The organism is Bacteroidales bacterium (assembly GCA_013141385.1).
Taxonomy (GTDB): Bacteria; Bacteroidota; Bacteroidia; order Bacteroidales; family Tenuifilaceae; genus UBA8529.
Genome location: JABFRB010000018.1, coordinates 1 through 21,621, shown reverse-complemented (window position 1 = coordinate 21,621; position 21,621 = coordinate 1). Strand labels below are relative to the sequence as shown.

The window sequence follows — 21,621 nt, the reverse complement described above, 5'->3', positions numbered from 1 at the left end:
TTCCCGATTGTGGCCTCGCAATAGGGTTTTGTGCTTTCACAATTCGCGATTGATGAAGTGCGAAGAGGTTTTGCTACTCTACAAATGGGTTTTGTTGCTCTGCAAAGCAGTTTTGTTACTCTGCAAAGAAATTTTGTTATTCAGCTAAGAGGTTTTGATGCTCTACAAATGGGTTTTGATGATCTGCAACGGTAGTATAAAGAAAATTGTGTAAACAATATTTATTGTCGGCGTTCCTCGAATAAGGTAATAAGGTTGAAATCTTGTATAAATACTAATTTTCTACGAAGGTTAAATATCTGAAAATAAGGTTTTAAAAACCTTCGTAGAAAATTGAACGACCTATGAAATCAACCTTATTTTATTAACTCAGATGTTGTAAGGGTATTATTAACATAACAGTTCCAAAATCTAGGGTTAATATAATTTTGATAAATGAGGTGCATTGCACCGTAATATTAAGTTTGATAAGATTACGGTACTCTGTACCTATTGCTCTTATGGTCTCGATATGTCTACAAATATTAAGGTGCTACGCACCCAAAGCGTGAATCCATTGGTTAAATGCTCTCGTAGCGGCAGAGCCGCATAATATTTGTAGTCCAATTACATAATTATGGCAAATGAGGTGCATCGCACCGTTATATTGAGTTTGATAAGATTACGGTACTCTGTACCTATTGCTCTTATGGTCTCGATATGTCTACAAATATTAAGGTGCTACGCACCCAAAGCGTGAATCCATCGGTTAAATGCTCTTGTAGCGGCAGAGCCGCATAATATTTGTAGTCCAATTAAATAATTCTGGTAAATAAGGTGCATCGCACCGTAATATTAAACTCCACCCACAAAGACCATTACTATAAGTAAAATATATTGGGGTTGATGCGCAAGCAAGCATGTTTTTATATATTTTCGTATTGATATGCTGTTTGATAAGAGGTTAATTAGCAGCTGTTATCATTATAAATAAGATTCTTAATAGGCTCAATTTGCATGAAAGAATTTATTAAAAAACACAAATGGTTACTTGGACTATTTATACCAGTTCTTATACTATTAGGCGTAATTACCTATTTGTATTGCACAAACCGTTTAGGTTATCTGCTTAGCTTCAAATGGAGTTCATTTAAAGGGAGTTTAACTAAGCTGGAGGCATGGCTTTTATCTGGTTCTCTTATCTCCGCTTTTATATCTGGTGTTTTTACAAACATGTTTTCGTCATTTTTATATAATATTCTTTTCCCAAGTAAAGAGAAACAAATACTGAAAAACACCGAAACAATAATTGATGGGCAGGACTCAATTTTAGAAACAGTTACAGAATCAAATAAAAAACTAGATCAACTAATAAAAAACTCAAACATTGATCCTCGTGATATTGAACAATACCTGAAAAATCTACCTATAAAAAATGGCAAAGGGGAAACTAGTGCAAGAATTGATGAGTGGTACCAAGCAAGAAAAATATCAATCGAAATAAAAGAGCTGCTATTGGTGGTAACAAAGGTGGTTTTTGAGCAAAATGAAGATTTGACTAATACAATTACGCTTTTAAAATCAACAGGGAAAACAGATTTTGCTAGAGTATTAGAAAACATTCAGAAGCATTTTCAGGAGGGTGATGCCGAAAAAATAAAACTGGAGTATTTTTCAAGAAAGGAGAAAATAGAGAAAGAGAATATTTTAATCCTAAAACAATCAATTAAAGCAACGAAAGCCCTTTTTGCATTCCAGCAGACATTAGATTTATATAAAGAGTTGATTGTAGTAGAACCTATTTTAGTAAATTATTTCAATACTGCGTATTTTTTGCAAAAACTCAACTGCTTTGATGAGGCTGCAAAATTATATCAAAAGACCTTAACGATTTATAGAGAACACGCTCAGGAGAACCCAAGAACATATCTACCAGCTTTGGCGTTGACTTTGAACAATTTTGCAGTTTTACATTCGGATAAGAATGAATTTTCGCAGGCTCAAGAAAAATATGAGGAGGCTTTGAAGATATATAGAAACTTAGCCCAAGAGAACCCAAAAATGTATCTGTCCGATGCGGCTAAAACCTTGAACAATTTGGCAGTTTTACATTCGGTAAAGAATGAATTTCCACAGGCCCAAGAAAAATACGAGGAAGCCTTGAAGATTTATAGAGACCTCACTCAAGAGAACCCAAGAACTTATTTGCCAGATGTGGTGATGACTCTGATCAATTTAGCTAATTTACAAAAGATAAAGAATGAATTTCCGCAGGCCCAAGAAAAATACGAAATGGCCTTGACGATTTATAGAGAACTCGCTCAAGAGAACTCAGGAACGTATCTGCCCGATGTGGCAAGGACTTTGAACAATTTAGCGGTTTTACATTGGGATAAAAATGAATTTTCGCCTGCAAAAGAAGAATTCGAGGAGGCCCTTAAGATACAGAGAGAGCTAGCACAAGAGAACCCAAAAACTTATCTGCCCGATGTGGCGATGACTCTGAACAATTTGGCGATTTTACAAAAGGATAAGAATGAATTTCCGCAAGCCCAAGAAAAATATGAGGAGGCCTTGAAGATTTATAGAGACCTAGCCCAAGAAAATCCAAAAACGTATTTACCAGATATGGCGATGACTTTGAATAATTTGGCTATTTTATATTCGGAAAAGAATGAATTTCCGCAGGCCAAAGAAAAATACGAAGAGGCTTTGAAGATTTATAGAGATCTATATCAGGAGAATCCACAAGTGTATAAAATTGATTATGCCAGAACATTAATTACGGGCGTCTATTTATTTAAAAAGGATAAAAACTATTTAAAAATAGCAAAGGGTATTTTAGAGAGATACCAAGAGGTTTATAAAGCACAAGAATTATTGGAGCGAATCAGTGATTTGGAGTAATTGCTATCCGATTATATATGAATGGCAGATGTTTGCTGGATAATTATATCCTTGGCTGCGCTCAGGGTGATATTGGAAAGATCCTTCGCTCCGCTCAGGATGACAATGGGATCATATTACAATTTATCATTATTAAGAAATCTGGGTATGAGCAATGGTTGAGATCTTTTGAACATACTGTTTCTTGTCATGCTGAACGGAGTGAAGCATCTTAGATCCTTCGCTGCGCTCAGGATGACAATGGAATCATATTACAATTCATAATTATTAAGAAATCTGGGTTTGAGCAATGGTTGGGATCTTTTGAACATACTGTTTCTTGTCATGCTGAACGGATTGAAATCCGAAGGATTCGCTGAAAGCAACCATCTTAGATCCTTCGCTGCGCTCAGGATGACAAGGGGATCATATTACAATTTATCATTATTAAGGAAAGGGGTTAAGATTTTCTGAACTTACTGTTTCTTGTCATGCTGAACGGAGTGAAGCATCTTAGTTTCTTCGCTGCGCTCAGAATGACAATAGGAAGATCCTTCGCTGCGCGCAGGATGACAAGGGGATCATATTACAATTCATCATTATTAAGGATTATCGTTATTTTTGTAGGGCGGTTGCCTCCGGTAAATTCGCAATCACGGTAAAAGAAGATTAAGGCGTAAAATCTTAAATCAAAATAACAACGATATAGATATGAATTCAGAATTATTGCAGTGGGTGGGCTATGCAGCATCGGCAGTTATTGCTATTTCGCTTGCAATTAGCTCAATAGTTAAGTTCAGGTGGCTTAACCTAGCGGGGGCGTTGGTTTTTTCAATCTATGGGTTCTTAATTGGTGCTATTCCCGTGGGAATTCTTAATGGGATTATTGCAATTGTAGATGTTTACTATTTGGTGATTATATATGGTAAAAAGGAGATATTCGAAATACTCGAAATTCGCCCTGAAAACAAGTATTTAATAAGGTTTATTGAATTTCATAATGAGGAGATTCAGCGATTTTTCCCTGGGTTCACCTATATACCCGATATGAATACGGTCAGCTTCTTTATCCTAAGGAACATGTCGGTTGCGGGGCTTTACCTTGCTCATCGTGAGGATGGTAATGTGCTTAAGGTTGGGCTAGATTATGTGATTCCTGAGTATCGCGACTTTAAAAATGGCAAATATGTTTACCTGAGACTTAAGCATAAATTCATTGAAGCGGGATTTACCAGTGTTATGGCCGAAGGGCGTAGCGTAAAGTACATTAAATATCTTAAAAAATTAGGGTTTAAAGAGGATAGCAATGGTATGTTTGTAAGAGTTCTGGAAAAATAGTGTTTCAATATCACTTAGTTAAGGTTTAGTACCTATTAAGTTAGGGATTCCTGCCTTCGCAGGAATGACAGTAAGAATGGGATACACGCCCCTTGTCATTCCGCACTTGATGCGGAATCTCCTTAACTAAACGACGTTGAATAGTATTTTATATTCCTTTATAGCTAAATTTACTCTTTCATTAAGGAGAAGATCATGAAGATTCTTATCAAAGGCGGAATAATAGTAACATCTACTGAACAGTTCAATTCTGATATTCTTATTGAGGATGAAAAAATCATCAGAATAGATAAGCATATCTCAGAAAATCATGTAGATAGGGTTATTCATGCTGAAAACCAATACGTTTTCCCAGGAGGAATCGATCCCCATGTTCACCTCTTCCTTCCTACGCCTGCCGGTTATTCATCGGATGATTTTTTAAGTGGTGGAATAGCCGCTTTATATGGTGGAACAACAACAATTATCGATTTTGTAACCCCCAAAAAGGGTCAACCACTACCAGATGCGCTGAATATTAGAATTGATGAGGCCAAGAATTGCCCTATTGACTACTCTTTTCATGTAAGTCCCGTTGATTGGAGGCCAAATTCTGAGAAAGAAATTGAACAGTGCATTGATATGGGATTCCCATCTTTCAAGATTTACCTAGCCTACAAGGAGTCCATTGGACTTGATGATGAATCCGCATACCATGTTATGAAAGCAGTTGGTAAGTTATGCGGTATGGTTACTGCCCATTGCGAGCTTGGTGATGAGGTTAGCACCTTTAGGGATTTCTATTTTAACCAAAAGATGGTTTCGCCTCTATATCACATGCTTTCACGTGCTTCTCAACTAGAATCAATTGCAGTAAAACGCATTATTGATATTGCCGATCAAACTAACTGTCCCCTTTACATTGTTCATGTTTCCGCAGGAGACTCCCTAAAGCACATACATCTTGCCCAGCAAAGTGGTCAACCAATTTTTGCTGAGACATGCCCACAATACTTAATGTTGGATGAATCAAAGTACAGTGGAGAGTTTGAACAGACTGTCAAGTATGTTATCAGCCCACCATTACGTAAACCAGAGGATTCGGCGCATCTATGGGAAGGTATTAAAGCAAATATGATTCAAACAGTTGGAACGGATCATTGCCCATTTTCATTCGAACAAAAATCGGTTGGAAAGGATGATTTCCGCAAAATTCCCAATGGTGCAGGTGGCATAGAACATCGTCTTGAACTTCTTTATACTTATGGCGTTTTAAAAGATATTATAAGCCTAAATAGAATGGTTGATATATTCTCGACCCAACCAGCAAAAATCTTCGGGCTATACCCTCAAAAAGGTGAGATTACTGTAGGTTCTGATGCAGATATTGTTATATGGAATCCAGATTCTAAGTCTATTATATCAGCAAAAACACATCTTTCAAAGGCTGACATAAGCATTTATGAGGGATTTAGCGTGAAGGGGAAAGCTCAATATGTTATATCTAAAGGGATTATTGGTATTGATAATGGTAAAATAATATCTGGTTTACCAACAGGGAAACTCCTTCGCAGAAAGGTACAGAAAACCTCTAGCCCATATTATAGTAAATCAAAAGATGTGGGTAATAATAATTGTGGAAGGGTATAAAATTTCCTGAACATACTGTTGGAAGATCCTTCGCTTCGCTCAGGATGACAATGGTTTCATATTACAATTCATCAATTATTTAAAGAATTTTCGAACGAGCAAGGGTTGAAATTTCCTGAAAATACCATTGCTTGTCATGCTGAACGGAGTGAAGCATCTAAGATTCTTCGCTTTGCTCAGAATGACAAATGGAAGATCCTTTGCTTTGCACAGGATGACAATGGGTTCATTTTACAATTCATCATTATTTAAAGAATATCCGAACAAGTAGAGATTGAAATTTCCTGAAAATACCATTGCATGTCATGCTGAACGGAGTGAAGCATCTGTAATGTTTCAATATTTAGAGATCCTTCGCTTCGCTCAGGATGACAATGGATTCAATTACAATTCATCATCATTAAGGAATCTCCACTCTGGGTTAAATTCAGAAATCAAATAATCCTTTTTGCTTCGCTTCCAACCTTTAATTTCTTTCTCCCTTCTTATAGCATCTTGTACGAATTGAAATCGTTCATAATAAACTAGATGATAACAATTATATTTACCTGCAAAGAATAGTTTTTGTCCATGAGAATCCTCTTCGTGCTCAAATAATCTTCTTTTCAAATCATTTGTAACACCTGTATATATAACCGTTTTGCTCTGATTAGTTGTAATATAAGCGAAATAATTATGCTGTTTCATAATTATTGGTTTTAAATTCTTCGATGTATTAAGAAATACAAAATTTTTTATTTCTATACTGAACGAATATAAGCATTTTAGATTCTTCGCTTCGCACTGAATGACAAATAGGAGATCCTTCGCTTCGCTCAGGATGACAATGGGATCATTTTACAATTTATCATTATTTAAGGAATCCCCGAACAAGTAGAGATTGAAATTTCCTAAAAAAACCATTGCTTGTCATGCTGAACGGAGTGAAGCATCTATTATGTTTCAATATTTGGAGATCCTTCGCTTCGCTCAGGATGACAATGAATTCATATTACCATTAGTCATTATTTAAGGAATCCCCGAATGAGAAGCACGCTTAAATTTTCTGAGAATACAGTTTCTTGTCATTCAAAACGAAATGAAGCACCTTAATATCATATAGATTTAAGATGCTTCACTCATTATTATAAAAAAAGTGTATACTTAAAATCCTACTCTTTTTCTATTTCTATCAAGAATTCCTTTTAATGTCTCTGCAGGATTCTCAAATCTATTTGTAAACATCATAGCTGCAATGATATAAGGTTTAAAACCAGCTTCTTGGTAGGTTTTAATCCTGTAATGCTCAAACGCTGCGGCACTTACTTCACCATGTTTGCAGGAAACATCGCTAATATCGGCTGGTAAACAATGCATGTAAAGGGCATTTCCGTTCTTGGTTGTTTTCATCTTAGCTTCATCGTACTCCCAATCCATGAACTTAGCGTTATTTGCAAGGCAAACTTGCTCTAGCTCCTTTAAACCTGCTTTATCAGCATTTTGTAGAAGTTTAGTTCTCTGCTGCATAATATGGAATGGTGCCCAACTCTTTGGGTAAACAATATCTGCACCCTTCATAGCTTCTGACATGGAATGGCTAACATTCAATGAACCACCACTTTGCTGAGCATTCTTCTTAGCAATATCAACAATCTCAGGGATTAAGCCATATCCTTCTGGGTAAGCTAATTCGATGTTCATCCCAAAGCGTGACATCAATCCGATAATACCTTGTGGAACTGAAAGTGGTTTACCGTAACTTGGTGAGTAAGCCCAACTCATTACGATTTTTTTACCTCTTAGATTTTCAAGTGATCCGTATACATCTTGTAGGTGCATCAGATCTGCCATCGATTGGGTTGGGTGATCCATGTCGCACTGTAGGTTCACAATACCTGGACGTGATGGAAGAACTCCTTTTGCAAAACCTTCATCGAGAGATGAACCAACCTCGCGCATGTACTTATTGCCTTCGCCTAAGAACATATCATCACGAATACCAATAAAATCGGACATGAAAGAGATCATATTGGCTGTTTCACGTACTGTTTCACCGTGTGCAATCTGCGATTTTTCCTCATCTAAATCGGCAACTGCTAACCCAAGGAGGTTGCTAGCTGAAGCGAATGAGAAGCGTGTGCGGGTTGAATTATCGCGGAAGTTAGAAATTGCTAATCCTGAGTCGAATACTCTTGGTGAGATATTCTGAGCGCGCATCTCCTTAAGAATTGCGGCAACTTCAAAAACAATCTTTAAATCCTGCTCTTTTTTCTCCCATGTTAGAAGAAAATCTTTCTTGTACAACTCCGACTTAACTTTGCTAAGTCCTTCAATTCTATCTTTTAGATTCATGGTATTTTTCACTTTTAATTTTTCACTTTTCATTTACATAATTCATAAGCAAAAGCTGCATAAAACGACGCCGCAATAACAAGATCATTAACTGGTACTTTCTCATTTGGAGCATGTGCCAAAACCTCATTACCAGGACCAAACCCAATAGTTGGAATGCCATAAGTACCACAAGTCATAATACCGTTGGTTGAGAATGTCCATTTATCAACCTTAACATCCTTACCAAAAAGGTTCTTGTAGGCTTTTACACCTGTTTGAACAACTTGATGATCTTCAGCCATTTTCCATGTTGGGTAGTACTTCTCCATTCCGTACTCTAAGCCAGTATAGGCTTTTTCAGAATAGTTAAGAACTTCAACCTTAGCGTTCATGCCTTTTACAACCTCTTCAACCTCCTTAACAGCAGATTCCTTGGTTTCGCCCCAAGTTAACCTTCTATCAAGGTGTACTCTTGCATAATCAGCAACAGCGCAAAGCGAAGGACTACCAGAAATTATCTCAGAAATGGTAACACTACCTTTACCTAAAAACTCATCGAATTTTAGTCTTTCGTTTAATTTCTCGATTTCAAGTGCTGCACGTGATGCCATATAGATAGCGTTCTTTCCACGTTCAGGAGCTGAACCATGCGATGATACGCCGTGGAAATGAACATGCATCTCCATCCTACCCCTATGACCCCTATATATATTAAGGTTAGTTGGTTCGGTACTAATTACAAAATCAGGTTTAATCTTATCTTCTTCAACAATATACTTCCAGCAAAGACCATCGCAATCCTCTTCCATCACACTTCCTACGAAGTAAATGGTCAAGTCTTTATCAAATCCTAACTCTTTTAAAATTCTTCCAGATGTAACAAAAGCAGCAGAGCCCCCCTCTTGGTCAACTGTTCCACGACCATGCACAAAACCATCCTTAATTTCTCCACCAAGTGGATTAAAACTCCAGTTGTCCATATTGCCCATATCAACGGTATCCATGTGACCATCAATAGCCAAAATCTTCTTACCGTTTCCAATACGACCAATAACATTTCCTAAACCATCAATTTTAACCTCATCAAAACCAGCCTCTTCCATTTGACGTTTTAACTCTAGCTGAACATCCTTTTCCTGTGTGCTCAACGATTTAATTTTCACTAATTTCGAAAGGTTCTCGGCTGTGTAGTTGCGATACTTCTCTGATAATTCATTAATTTGTTGAAAAATACTTTCCATGGCTTAAATGTCAATTTAATTTCGATGCCAAAGTTAAAATTATTAACAATTAGTATCAAATTATAGAACATAAATATACAATCCGTTTACTAATATAGCATAATAAATCAGTAAATATATTATTTATAGAATAATATTCTTTATGAGGAATAATTACTACAATAGGAAAGATAATATTATTCCTAACTATACTGCTCAATAAATATCTTTTATACTTTTACAATTCATATTTAATCCCTATCACAAGTCAATAATCTTAATAATTATGGAACTTTGGAATTTTATTTACAATCAACTTTCGGAAAAGAGAAGGGTAATACTACTAACCGTTATTGAATGCAAGGGCAGCAGTCCGGGTCGAGTTGGTTTTAAAATGGCTGTTTCGCAAAATGGTGAAATTTCAGGCTCCATAGGTGGCGGTGTGATGGAATACAACATGGTTGAACTGGCTCGTAAACGGGTTTCAAGTGATACGTTGGAATCCCTAATTAAAAGGCAGATTCATGATTCTGAAGCAGAATATGATAAGTCGGGCATGATCTGCTCAGGTGAGCAAACCCATGTTTTTTTACCTCTTACATCATCGGATTTAGAGACTATAAGTACCATTAAAGAGTGTATTAATAATGGAGAGAAAGGCATTCTTACCATTAGTCCTAATAATATTCATTTTATAAAAGATGATTCTTCTGATTTTCAAGTAAGCGCTTTTATAAATAGTCCAAAAGATTGGGAATATAAAGAGTTTATTGGTCTAAAGGATACAGTTTATATTTTTGGTGCAGGACATATTAGCGTTCCTTTAAGCCAAATATTAAGAATGCTTGAGTTCAGGGTGGTTGTATTCGACAATAGGAAAGAACTATCAACTTTTACTGCTAATAGTTTTGCTCATCAGAAGCATATAATTGATTACAATAAGGTTGAAGATCTTGTCCCAGAGGGTCAAAATAGCTACGTAGCTATAATGAGTTTTGGTCATAAATTCGATCAAATTATTCTTAAACAGTTACTGGGTAAGAAATTGAAATACCTCGGTATGATTGGTAGTAAAAACAAAGTGCAGAGCATTTACGATTCACTAAAGGCATTTGGTTTTACCGATAATGATTTTAATCGTGTTGATTCTCCTATCGGTTTATCAATAAATAGCCAAACTCCTGCTGAGATTGCTATTAGCATTGCTGGTAAAATAATACATACAAGAAATGGGGAGAAAAAGTAATATCTCCCCTCCCAAACTTTAAAATTGTTGATATTAAGATATCTTTTTTGAAAATATTATAGATTCTCCTCTGGTTCGCAAACAAAATACACTAGTCATCAATTTAAATGGATATAGATATTATTCAAAGTCGAGATTTCTATTCAGAATTTAAATTCAATTCATCTAGGAGTAGTGGCCCCGGAGGGCAAAATGTAAATAAGGTTAGCTCCAAAATTGAATTAAGGTTTAATATTTTGGAATCCGTTTTATTAACAAAAGATGAGCAAGAAATAATACTAGTTAAACTTGCAAATAAGATAAATAAAGAGGGAGAACTTATCCTAGTCTCACAATCAGAACGATCGCAATTAGCAAATAAAGAGAAAGTTATCGATAAATTCTATGCTTTAATTCGCAAAGCACTAGAACCCAAGAAAAATCGAAAAGTCACAAAACCGTCTAGAAAAGCAAAAGAAAAGCGGTTAGAGGGAAAACGATTAAACTCAGAAAAGAAAATACTTAGAAAAGATATTGATTATTAATTAGGTTGATAAAACTAAAATATTTTCAAAGTTTGTAATCACATACAATACTGTTTTCATATGTACCTTGTTCATGTAACCTATATTAAAGCAATCTCAGTGGTTGATGCCCATCTGGACGATCACAGAGCATTTCTCGATAAATACTATGCAACTGGCAATTTAATTTGCTCTGGACCTCGCAATCCGCGTACAGGTGGAATTATTATTTGCAATGCGAAAGATATTGAAGAGGTTTGGAGTATTATTCAACAAGATCCTTTCTTTATTAATAAAATTGCAAAGCATGAGGTAATTGAGTTTAATCCTGTGAAGTATGCCAAGGATTTTGCACCATTCATACAACAACATGAAGGTTAAAAAATCAGTAGATTAGAAATTGTCTCTTGATTTATAACTAATCATTTTTGTAATTTAAGAAAACACTTTCAAATTGTATCATCTTCAAATTTTCAAACAACATCACCCTAATTAACAATTCATTATGGCTAATTTATTCTCAAACTTTACAATAAAATCATATAACATTAAGAACCGAGTAGTTCTTCCCCCTATTGTTAACTTCGGTTGGGCCGATAAAAATGGGTTTGTTAGCGAAAAGCATATTAAACACTATGAAAATATTGCTAAAGGGGGTGTTGGAATCATCATTGTAGAGGCAACTTGTGTGCTCAAGGATGGCAAAATATTCAGCTATCAACCAGGAATATGGAATAATATGCATATGGAGGGGTTAAAGAAAATTACTGATGCCTGTCATAGACATGGAGCACTTATATTACTTCAAATACAACATTCTGGTTTAAGAACCTATAAGGGAGTTTCTGATATAGCAGTAGGTCCATCAATAGATCCTGAAAATGAACGTTCCGCCGCTTTAACAATTGAAGGGATTAAAGTGATAGAAGCAGCGTTTATTGAAGCCGCAACTAGAGCTCTATTAGCGGGGTTTGATGGGATTGAACTTCATGGAGCCCATGGATATCTGCTTAACCAGTTCGCCAACTCAGCAATAAACAAACGTACTGATGAGTACGGTAATTCATTATCTGGTCGGTTAAAGTTGGCTACAGATATTATTAAAGGGATTAAGCAATCCTGTCATGCCAACTTTATAATTGGATATCGGATGGGAGCAAACTCCCCTACTCTCCTTGATGGTATTGAAATTGGAAAGCATCTAGAGAAAAATGGTATTGATATTTTGCACGTATCTCATGGTGGAGACAAAGGAATAACTCCAGAAATTCCAGCAAACTTTCCAAATAACTGGATTGTATATTGCGGCACTGAGGTGAAAAAGCATGTTAAGATTCCAATTATTGTTGTTAATGAAATTAGAACACCTGAGAGAGCCTCGTGGTTGTTGGAAAACGGAATGACCGATTTTGTTGCTATTGGAAGAGATCTTCTTACCGACAATTTATGGCTACAAAAAGCTCAAACCAACAAAAAAATCAACTATTGTATTCACTGCCTACCTCTATGCAAGAGATATGCTAAGCCTGAATCCTGCCCTGTAACAAAGTAAATATTACATTCCTTTTAACATTAGGAGGTAATTGATAGTTCATCATTCTTGACCTATTAAACGTTTTGGTCAACTGGAACAATTCTTGTTTATTTCTACTTTAAAAGAAAATCTATAAAATGATACCAATTTTTGGCAGCAACAACAATCAAGAAAAAACAAAATTGATTATTGAGGCAGCCCAAAAGCGTTTTGTTGTATGGGTTAATGAAGACAACTATGCACTCGGTTGCTACGGATTAAATATGTCTAAAGAGCTTCTTTACTACTACTTTCCAGATAAGGAACATTTATATAAAGCAGTGGTAGAAAAAGAACAGAATGAATTCCTGAAAATACTTAAAGAAGATATCGATAGGAATCCTGATCCTGAGCAAAATATGAGGAAATACGTCAACTTGCGAATATCATACTTTAAGTCTCTATTTAACCTCAATCGTTTAATCTTCGATTTTTCTAAAAAAATAAACTACTTCACAGCAGCGTTGACGAAGTATTACTTGAAAATTTTTTTCCTATCGAAGCAGAACTTCGAGGAATTAACCTAAAGAGATTAAAAATCTAAAATTTAAAAAAATATACTAAAATGTATCTAATCAATCAGTTGATCCAAAGTGCTTCTTTGCAGAATCGATAGAGTATTATCTCTTACTTCTTTAAAAACTTTACGGATTTTGCAGTTTTTTTCGTCCTTACAAAACTCGCAGGGTTGATATGCTTTTTCAGAAATACAATATATCATTGCTATGGTTCCTTCAAATTGTCTTACAATATCACCAAGGCTAACCTCTTCGGGTTTTTTTATAAGGTAATACCCTCCTGCTTTTCCCAATCGGCTTCCCAAAATTCCCATCTTCTTTATCTCAAGAAGAATATTTTCCAAAAATCTTTGGGGTATTCTTTCGCTAGTGGCAATTTCGCTAATTGGAATAGGCCCTTTTCCATATTCTTTCGCCAACTTGGTTAAGGCAAGCATCGCATATTGGGTTTTTTTTGATATCATTTGCATTAACCTCGTTTACTTATTTCTTTAAGTTTATTTAAATCGTTGATTATGATTTTCTTTCCTACAAGAGTTATTGTACCTTCCTTATTAAGCCTCGATAGAGTTGTAATCACATTTTCATGAGAACAAGCCGCAAATTCCGCAATTTCCTTTCTTGAAAGGGTAAACTCATATTCCTGATTTTTGTAAACCTCCTCTGATAGGTAAATTAATATATCTGCAATCCTACCGTTAACCTGCTGATGAGCAAGGCTAATAAAATTGAAGATTGAGGATTGAAACATTTCAATTGTCTTTTCGAAAAGGGTAAGCAAATAATTACCGTGATTTACAAGAGTGTTTTTAAAAGCATTTTCATCAATAAGACAAATATCGCATTTTTCTATAGCTACAAGTGAAAAAATATTTGTGTTTTTAAAGAAAAGGTTAGCACCTCCTAAGAGTTTAGGTCCTGCAACAACTGTCATTATAAAATTTTTTCCAGATTGATTTTGGTACGTAAACTTCAAAATACCTTTATGAAGAAATATTAAGTGCGTAGATTTACTACCCTGTTTTACTATGGTCTCCCCTTTTTCAAAGTGAAGTTGAACAGAGAGTCGTCTAATAACCTCAAACTCATCATTGCCAATGTAATGGCAACTTATGGTCTTAAATACACAACTATTACAGTCAAATAAATGTAAATCATCCTCTATCATTACTTAAATAATTAATGATTAAATATGAAATATTTAATATTAAAGGATTAATTATCCGATACAAATGTACACTAATTCGATGAATATAATGTATATGTTTGTAAAAAATACTCAATCGATTTTTTCGAGTTAAATTTTTTAAAAAATGGCTATTATTACGTCATAAATACCGCATAATGAGTTGCTTTAGAACATTATATTTATCTAATTTTAATTATTTATGAATAAATCTTTTACTTTAATCCTAATTTTAATTGTTGTTACTTTAAAATCATACGCTCAATCTACGAATGATATCTTAAATTTACTAATAGTTAATAAAAATATCACACAGGAGCAAGCTGATTCTTTAAGAGCAGAAGCCGCAATAAAACAACAAGAAACAGATGCTAACAAAAAATCTTTTTTAGTTAATGCATCTAAACAAGTTCAACTTTCAGGTTATGCCCAAGTTCGATATCAAAATCTTGATGAAATGGGTAAAATTGATGGTTTCGATATTCGTCGTGCTCGAATTGACCTAAAGGGCTCAATTTCTCCATATTGGAATATACGATTTCAAGCGGATTTGGCTGGTACACCTAAACTAATCGATGCGTATGGTGAATGTAAAATTGCTGACTACGTTAATCTAACTATTGGTCAGTTTAAGATTCCCTTCTCCATGGAAAACTTAGCCTCTTCAAATAAATTAGAGATGATTGATCGCTCGCAAGTTGTAGAGGCTCTTGTTGCAAGAGGCAAGGATGTAATAGGCAATCAAAATGGTAGGGATATTGGCGTCCAAGTATTCGGAAACTTTTTAAAAATCAACAATCGTTCTTTAATTGATTACTCATTAGGCATTTTCAATGGTTCAGGCATTAATATTAGCGATAAAAATGAAAACAAATCAATTGCAGGACGATCTGTTGTTCATCCTATAAAAGGGTTAGATCTTGGTTGCTCATTTTATACTGGAGTTGATGTTTTTGGAGCACCTTCTTCAAATCATAAACGTAATAGATGGGGTGTTGAGTTAAAATATGAATTAAAACAGCTTTCTTTACGCAGTGAATATATTCAAGGTTATGATAGCGATATTATTCGCAAAGGCTGGTATGTTCAGTCTGGGTATTATATTATCCCACAGAAATTGCAACTTCTTCTAAAATATGATACTTATGATCCGAATGCATCTAATGATAATGATATTTATACTAATTATACAATTGTTGTAAACTATGCATTTAACAATTGGTCTAAAGTTCAAATAGGGTATACTCTCCGTGAAGAACAGGGATCAAGCGTTAATAATAATATGGGAGTAATTCAATATCAAATTGGGTTTTAAATAATTAAAGATATGAAAAAGAGAAGTTTATTATTCATGATTTGCAGTTTACTTATAGTTATAAAAGTAAATGCTCAAAATAACATGGAGGGTGAAATAAGCATTTCTGGTGCATTTGCCCTTTACCCAATGACAGTAAAATGGGTGGATGAGTTTAAAAAAACTCATCCTAATGTTCGAGTTGATATATCTGCCGGTGGTGCTGGTAAAGGTATTGCCGACGCTTTAAGCGAAATGGTTGATATCGGCATGGTTTCTCGCGAAATATATCCCGAAGAATTCAACAAAGGAGCCTTTGCAATTTCAGTTACAAAAGATGCTGTTGTGCCTGTTATTTGCGCAAACAATCCGCTTTTAAAAGAATTACTTTCTAAAGGAATAAAAAAAGATGTTGCCTTTAACATCTGGGTTTCTGGTAAATATAAAACATGGGCTGAAGCTTTTGGGATAAAATCAAAAACACCAATTCATATTTATTCCCGCTCCGATGCGTGTGGGGCTGCTGAGATGTGGGCTAAATATATGGGTAAGAAACAAGAAGATCTTTTAGGTGTTGGTGTATTTGGTGATCCAGGGCTAGCACAAGCGGTTAAAAGAGATCCACTTGGAATTGGTTTTAATAATATTGGTTACGCCTACGATGCAAAAACCAAAAAGCAAATACCTGGGATAAGAATTTTGCCTATCGATTTAAATAATAATGGTAAAATTGATGCCGATGAAAATTTTTACGATTCAATAAATGACCTAATAGTAGCAATATCGTCAGGGAAATACCCTTCACCCCCAGCAAGGGAATTGTATTTCGTAACAAAAGGCAAACCACACAAAAAAGAAGTTGTAGAGTTCATTAATTGGGTATTAACCGAAGGGCAAAAATTTGTACACGAGGCAGGTTACATAGAACTGCCAAAGGATAAACTAAATACAGAGATGAAAAAGTTAGATTGATATGATTCGATTTCGATTATTCAAAGATAAAACAGCCCGGCTAACCATGCTGGGCATTACAATTTTCTCCCTTTTCTTCCTACTTCTTATTGGAAGTGGTCTGTTTTACATGTCTTTACCCATTCTTAAAGAAAAAAATATTTGGGTTTTATTAACTTCAGCTAACTGGAAACCCTTCAAGGGAGAATTTGGATTTCTACCATACATTATTAGTACTTTACATGTAACTTTCATAGCAATTGTAATTGCTCTCCCCTTTTCATTGCTTACAAGTATCTATCTTATAGAATACGCTTCAAAAAAGGTAAATAATTTTTTCTCCCCAATCGTTGATTTATTGTCTGGAATCCCACCTGTTATATATGGAGTGTGGGGTACATTAACTATTGTTCCATTTATATCCGAAAAAATTGCACCTCATTTTGTTGAGTTTTCAACTGGTTATAGCGTATTAGCTGGAGGAATTGTGCTTTCGGTAATGATAATCCCTCTTTTAATAAGTATTTTCTGCGAAGTATTCAGCGCAATACCCAATGAAATGCGAGAGGCATCATTATCACTAGGGGCAACAAAATGGCAAACAGTAAAAAAGATTGTAATTCGAAAATCTATGCCTGGAATCGTTGCAGCCATTGCCTTATCAATATCTCGTGCATTCGGCGAAACCATTGCTGTGCTAATGGTTTGCGGTAACATACCAATAATTCCATCATCAATATTCGATGCTTGTTACCCTCTTCCGGCATTAATTGCTAACAATTATGGTGAGATGCTATCTATTCCTAGCTATGAATCTGCCTTGATGATGGCTGCATTTCTACTATTCATTATTATTGTTTTTTTTAATGCAATTTCGAGATTAATACTTAATCGGATCGAAAGGAGGTATCAAGCATGAAACTACTAGAGGAGAAAATATTTAAATCATTAATGCTTTTATCAGCTTTCGCAATTATAAGCATTTTAGGTTTTATACTATATACAATTGTTTCAAAGGGACTACCTTCTCTTTCGTGGGAAATGGTTAGTAAGCTCCCTGGAGGAGGTTTTTACCTAGGTAAGGAAGGCGGAATTTTGAATGCTATTTTAGGATCTTTTTATATAGTTATAGGTGCTGTTCTCTTAGCTCTAGTTCTAAGTATACCTGTAACAATGTATATTAATTTTTATTTACCCAAAAGATCTTTCTTTGCTGATACCGTCAGGTTTTCATTTGATATTCTCTTTGGAATACCTTCAATTGTTTATGGGGCATTTGGTTTTGCCGTGATGATCTATTTTGGACTTAAAGCCTCACTCTTCGGTGGAATTGTTGTTGTTGGCATGCTTATAACTCCCATCATTATGCGTTCATTAGATGAGGTTGCTCGGCTTGTTCCAAAAGAACTTACGGAGGCATCTCTATCATTGGGTGCCACAAAATACGAAGTGATAAAAGTAATCATTCGTCAATTATTGCCTGGCATAACCACTGCTGTTCTGCTTGCAATTGGACGGGGTATTGGTGATGCAGCAACAGTGCTTTTCACAGCTGGTTATACCGATAATATTCCTACTTCACTAAGCCACCCTGCAGCTACACTTCCTCTAGCAATCTTCTTTCAATTAGGTAGTCCTTCCGAGGAAGTGCAGAATAGAGCTTACGCTGCTGCGTTAATTTTGACAATTATAATACTAGTTCTTAGTTTATCGGCAAGATATTTTTCAAGGAAACTTTCAAAAAATAAAATTTAAACATGCAATCAATAAATTCACTACAGATTGAGGATAAAGACGAGAATGTCATCGCGGATAGTACTCTGGATAGTTATGTGGTTGACCCTCATATTAGAGTAACTAATCTTAACTTAAGCATTGGGGATAATCATATCCTTAAAGATATAAATCTAAATATCCCATCAAAAAAAATAACCTGTATTATTGGTCCGTCAGGATGTGGGAAAACAACCCTTCTTCGCTCGTTTAACCGCATGCACGATGATTCTCCCAAAGTAAAAATTACAGGTAAAATTTTTGTTGATGATGAGAATATTTATGGTGAAAATATTCAAGTAATAGCCATTCGCAAGAAAATGGGACTGCTTGCACAACGACCTTGCCCTCTTCCAATGTCAATTTATGATAATGTTACCTATGGCCCAAAACTACATGGTGCATGGCAACGAAGAAAACTATATGCCAATACAAAGCATTATCTTACTGAGGTTGGTTTGTGGGAAGAAGTAAAGGATCGTTTAAAGACTCCTGCTAATCAACTATCAATTGGACAACAGCAACGCTTATGTCTTGCACGAGGATTGGCAGTTGAACCTGAAATAATTCTGGGTGATGAGGCAACATCTGCACTTGATCCAATTTCTACCAAGAAAATTGAAGAACTCTTTGTTACACTTAAAAAAGATTATACTATAATTCTGGTCACTCACACACTTCGTCAGGCCAAAAGGATTGCCGATTATATTGCATTCATGTATTTGGGCAAATTAATTGAATTTGGAACAACCGAACAAATCTTTAACCATCCTCAAAAGCAATTAACAAAGGACTACATAAGTGGTTATTTTAGCTAGATGAAGTGTATTTCTTCCAAGAATATCATCAGGTAAGTGAGGTTATTGAACTAAAGGTTTAGACTCTTGCGTTACTATAATTGTCCATTTTTTCGAAGAAAGTCCATTCTCTGCAACAATTTTCAATACTACTGGTTGTGAGAAATTGATTGGTTCTAAACCCGAAACTTGTTTTCTATTGCCAATCCAAGCATTTGCTTTTTTTGATACTATGAAATTTGCATGAAGAGAACTCAAATTAGTTCCATAAGGCACTTTTATAGTAATGGTTGAATTCACAGAATTAATAATTGATTTCTTTTGACTGAATACATTAAATGAGGTAATTTCGGATAAATTTGAGCCTTTTGCATAATAGTAGCAAGGATGCATAAGTATTTGTATCCTATCACCAGGTTTTAGCATGTTTAAGTTTAATTTCCCAATATGCCACCTTTGTCCATTAATAAATGATGCATCCGAATAATACTTATTGAAACTTAGAAAATATGCTTCATAATCAAGATTAAAATCTTTTAACAAAGCTTTTTTGAAACAAATTGACTCCCCGTTTACAATCACCTTATCATAATAATTAAATGCAGGATTATTGTAATTTTTAAAATCTTTCCAAAAATATAAATTTAAAAATTTATAGGTGCAGCAATATTTGGAACCATGTGAAGAAGTTCCATAAATTAAAAGTCCATTTTTTCTCAACCAATCAAGTTCTTGATATAAATAATTTATTGGGTCTATCTTATAGATCAATTGTAGAGTTATTAAATCGTTATGCCATCCTATTTCATGGTTATACTTGTCCTGCATTACCATTAGGGGGAAAATGATTTTCTTATTATGAGTAGACATTCTATTTGGTTTAGCCAAATAATAGTTTGCCGCATGTAAAACAAAATATGAAGATCTAACTCCAATATTATTCTCTACGATTGACAACTGATATGCCTTATTTAGGTCTAAATCAATGTCATGTCTTAAACCTATAACAATTTTTTGGGGGTTAAACGTATTCCTAAATTCATTTAATGGTAAAACAATGTATTTATTCGTATCGCTAATAGAAACGAAAAAATCAATATATTTTCCATACGTGAAATTTGTATCATAGGGTGTATTAATATACTTATTTTGAATAGTATCTGCATAGTTAATATTTATCAAACATTTAATTGATGGATCCTGTTTCTGCTTATTATATAAAAGATTTAATAATTCAATTTTATTATTTTTATTGAATTCACTGCAAAATATTATTGTTAATTCCGAAAAGAGAATCAATAAAATTACAACTAACATAATCAGTTTTTTTGGACAAAGTAGTTTTATATATAAATATACGATAATTGGAAAGTATAACAAAATGTAAACTATATTATTAACAGGAAAATTCAAGAAAAGGATTTCTTATATTTGATTTTATCCGAAGTTGTGGTTAGTTTGCTAAATACCAGTTTATAATAAACTACTTTACAATTAGAATTATTGACTATTTCTTTTGTATTTTCATAACGATTATTGTCCTGAAAATTATTGTTCCTGCTATTCTTAATAATATTGTAAAACATTTTTGTGTGATATTATACCATATATTGTTCTGCTTACTTTCTGTGTAGGGGAATGTTATTATTTATATTCCCAATAGCATAAACATTTACACAGAAATATGAATGCACATATTTTATTATATTTTTGTCATAAAGACAATTTTCGATAAATAAAAATGTACGTTTTAAAAAAATCTTAAATGAACAGTAATTCTGCTTTATCAAATCTGTAAACTTTATAGAATTATCTCAATTAAAAACACATAATAAAAATCGAACAATCTATTATTCCCCATTTCTATGCAAGATCTTCCTCTACCCTCCCACAACCCAAAACTCCTAACTGATTTGGTAACGATGGAAATGCCCTACGGAAAATACAAGGGATACAAACTGTGTGAAATTCCTGAGTACTACCTTGTTTGGATGCACAGCAAAGGGTTTCCTAAAGGAAAACTAGGAATGCTACTTTCAACACTTTATGAAATCAAACTAAATGGGCTAGAATACTTACTAAAAAACCTAAAAGTTAAGAGGTGAATCACCTCATTCCATTTTATTTATATCAGTTTAAACAATTATATTATATGAATTAAACCCCTTACAAGATTAGTTCTTGAAAAGAAATTAAATAGGATTTATATCACTTTAAAGGAATAATAAAATTTATTTGAACTTAAACAATAAATTCGGGTTTATAGGTGATATAATGATTATTGATATTAAGAGCCTGTTTAAATTTAATTTACTAGAAATAAGGCTATTGATTAGCTAATCCGATCAATTTTCCTGAGCTTGCACAAACTCCAATTTGAACAAGCGATGATAAAATACCAAACCAGCCTAACCA

Annotated in this window: 22 protein-coding genes; 16 read left to right on the top strand and 6 right to left on the bottom strand. The window is 34.4% G+C overall.

The window, feature by feature from the left end; genetic code table 11:
• Positions 1–996: 996 nt before the first annotated feature.
• From HOO91_10305 to HOO91_10285, 5 genes are all read left to right on the top strand, one after another.
• The gene (locus HOO91_10305; GenBank protein ID NOU17935.1) at positions 997–2,886 is read left to right on the top strand and encodes a tetratricopeptide repeat protein; all 1,890 of its coding nucleotides are present in this window, start codon (positions 997–999) and stop codon (positions 2,884–2,886) included.
• A gap of 17 nt (positions 2,887–2,903) precedes the next feature.
• Positions 2,904–3,101, top strand: a complete 198-nt coding sequence (locus HOO91_10300; GenBank protein ID NOU17934.1) for a hypothetical protein — start codon at positions 2,904–2,906, stop codon at positions 3,099–3,101.
• A gap of 475 nt (positions 3,102–3,576) precedes the next feature.
• Positions 3,577–4,203: a hypothetical protein gene (locus HOO91_10295; protein NOU17933.1), complete on the top strand. Its 627-nt coding sequence runs from the start codon at positions 3,577–3,579 to the stop codon at positions 4,201–4,203.
• A gap of 195 nt (positions 4,204–4,398) precedes the next feature.
• The gene (gene hydA, locus HOO91_10290) at positions 4,399–5,832 is read left to right on the top strand and encodes a dihydropyrimidinase (protein ID NOU17932.1); all 1,434 of its coding nucleotides are present in this window, start codon (positions 4,399–4,401) and stop codon (positions 5,830–5,832) included.
• Positions 5,833–5,937: 105 nt separating this feature from the next.
• Entirely contained in the window at positions 5,938–6,084 is a 147-nt protein-coding gene (locus HOO91_10285) for a hypothetical protein (GenBank protein ID NOU17931.1), read from the top strand.
• A gap of 132 nt (positions 6,085–6,216) precedes the next feature.
• Here HOO91_10285 and HOO91_10280 read toward each other — a convergent pair whose 3' ends face one another.
• The 3 genes from HOO91_10280 to HOO91_10270 all read right to left on the bottom strand — a co-directional run bounded on the left by HOO91_10280 (position 6,217) and on the right by HOO91_10270 (position 9,386).
• Positions 6,217–6,519 carry a GIY-YIG nuclease family protein gene (locus HOO91_10280; GenBank protein NOU17930.1) on the bottom strand — a complete coding sequence of 101 codons (303 nt, stop codon included), beginning with the start codon at positions 6,517–6,519 and terminating at the stop codon, positions 6,217–6,219.
• Between the two features lie 456 nt (positions 6,520–6,975).
• Positions 6,976–8,163 carry a knotted carbamoyltransferase YgeW gene (ygeW, locus tag HOO91_10275; protein NOU17929.1) on the bottom strand — a complete coding sequence of 396 codons (1,188 nt, stop codon included), beginning with the start codon at positions 8,161–8,163 and terminating at the stop codon, positions 6,976–6,978.
• A gap of 29 nt (positions 8,164–8,192) precedes the next feature.
• The gene (locus HOO91_10270) at positions 8,193–9,386 is read right to left on the bottom strand and encodes a YgeY family selenium metabolism-linked hydrolase (GenBank protein NOU17928.1); all 1,194 of its coding nucleotides are present in this window, start codon (positions 9,384–9,386) and stop codon (positions 8,193–8,195) included.
• A gap of 265 nt (positions 9,387–9,651) precedes the next feature.
• Here HOO91_10270 and HOO91_10265 point away from each other — a divergent pair, with 265 nt between their 5' ends.
• From HOO91_10265 to HOO91_10245, 5 genes are all read left to right on the top strand, one after another.
• Positions 9,652–10,611 carry an XdhC/CoxI family protein gene (locus tag HOO91_10265; protein NOU17927.1) on the top strand — a complete coding sequence of 320 codons (960 nt, stop codon included), beginning with the start codon at positions 9,652–9,654 and terminating at the stop codon, positions 10,609–10,611.
• A gap of 107 nt (positions 10,612–10,718) precedes the next feature.
• A complete protein-coding gene (gene arfB / locus HOO91_10260) occupies positions 10,719–11,135 on the top strand; it encodes an aminoacyl-tRNA hydrolase (GenBank protein ID NOU17926.1) in 417 nt (138 codons plus the stop codon).
• A 60-nt stretch (positions 11,136–11,195) separates the two neighbouring features.
• The gene (locus tag HOO91_10255) at positions 11,196–11,495 is read left to right on the top strand and encodes a GTP cyclohydrolase (protein NOU17925.1); all 300 of its coding nucleotides are present in this window, start codon (positions 11,196–11,198) and stop codon (positions 11,493–11,495) included.
• Between the two features lie 124 nt (positions 11,496–11,619).
• Positions 11,620–12,666: an NADH:flavin oxidoreductase gene (locus tag HOO91_10250; GenBank protein NOU17924.1), complete on the top strand. Its 1,047-nt coding sequence runs from the start codon at positions 11,620–11,622 to the stop codon at positions 12,664–12,666.
• 119 nt (positions 12,667–12,785) lie between these two features.
• On the top strand, positions 12,786–13,214 hold the full coding sequence (locus tag HOO91_10245) for a hypothetical protein (GenBank protein NOU17923.1): 429 nt from the start codon (positions 12,786–12,788) through the stop codon (positions 13,212–13,214).
• A 44-nt stretch (positions 13,215–13,258) separates the two neighbouring features.
• Here HOO91_10245 and HOO91_10240 read toward each other — a convergent pair whose 3' ends face one another.
• Both HOO91_10240 and HOO91_10235 read right to left on the bottom strand, forming a co-directional pair.
• Positions 13,259–13,669: an Rrf2 family transcriptional regulator gene (locus HOO91_10240; GenBank protein NOU17922.1), complete on the bottom strand. Its 411-nt coding sequence runs from the start codon at positions 13,667–13,669 to the stop codon at positions 13,259–13,261.
• Between the two features lie 5 nt (positions 13,670–13,674).
• Positions 13,675–14,373 carry a Crp/Fnr family transcriptional regulator gene (locus tag HOO91_10235; GenBank protein NOU17921.1) on the bottom strand — a complete coding sequence of 233 codons (699 nt, stop codon included), beginning with the start codon at positions 14,371–14,373 and terminating at the stop codon, positions 13,675–13,677.
• A 220-nt stretch (positions 14,374–14,593) separates the two neighbouring features.
• Between HOO91_10235 and HOO91_10230 the strand changes: the two genes are divergently transcribed.
• From HOO91_10230 to HOO91_10210, 5 genes are read left to right on the top strand one after another with little or no spacing between them, the layout of a single operon-like run.
• Entirely contained in the window at positions 14,594–15,706 is a 1,113-nt protein-coding gene (locus tag HOO91_10230) for a hypothetical protein (protein NOU17920.1), read from the top strand.
• A gap of 12 nt (positions 15,707–15,718) precedes the next feature.
• Positions 15,719–16,657, top strand: coding sequence for a PstS family phosphate ABC transporter substrate-binding protein (locus tag HOO91_10225; protein NOU17919.1), 939 nt, complete (start codon positions 15,719–15,721; stop codon positions 16,655–16,657).
• A 1-nt stretch (position 16,658) separates the two neighbouring features.
• Complete coding sequence (gene pstC / locus HOO91_10220) at positions 16,659–17,555, top strand: phosphate ABC transporter permease subunit PstC (protein ID NOU17918.1); 897 nt, start codon at positions 16,659–16,661, stop codon at positions 17,553–17,555.
• Entirely contained in the window at positions 17,552–18,391 is an 840-nt protein-coding gene (gene pstA, locus HOO91_10215) for a phosphate ABC transporter permease PstA (protein NOU17917.1), read from the top strand. Before pstC ends, pstA begins: the two co-directional genes overlap by 4 nt.
• Before the next feature lie 2 nt (positions 18,392–18,393).
• Complete coding sequence (locus tag HOO91_10210; protein NOU17916.1) at positions 18,394–19,227, top strand: phosphate ABC transporter ATP-binding protein; 834 nt, start codon at positions 18,394–18,396, stop codon at positions 19,225–19,227.
• A gap of 42 nt (positions 19,228–19,269) precedes the next feature.
• Here HOO91_10210 and HOO91_10205 read toward each other — a convergent pair whose 3' ends face one another.
• Positions 19,270–20,523: a hypothetical protein gene (locus HOO91_10205; protein NOU17915.1), complete on the bottom strand. Its 1,254-nt coding sequence runs from the start codon at positions 20,521–20,523 to the stop codon at positions 19,270–19,272.
• Positions 20,524–21,071: 548 nt separating this feature from the next.
• Here HOO91_10205 and HOO91_10200 point away from each other — a divergent pair.
• Entirely contained in the window at positions 21,072–21,311 is a 240-nt protein-coding gene (locus HOO91_10200; GenBank protein ID NOU17914.1) for a DUF3820 family protein, read from the top strand.
• The last annotated feature ends 310 nt before the right edge of the window (positions 21,312–21,621 follow it).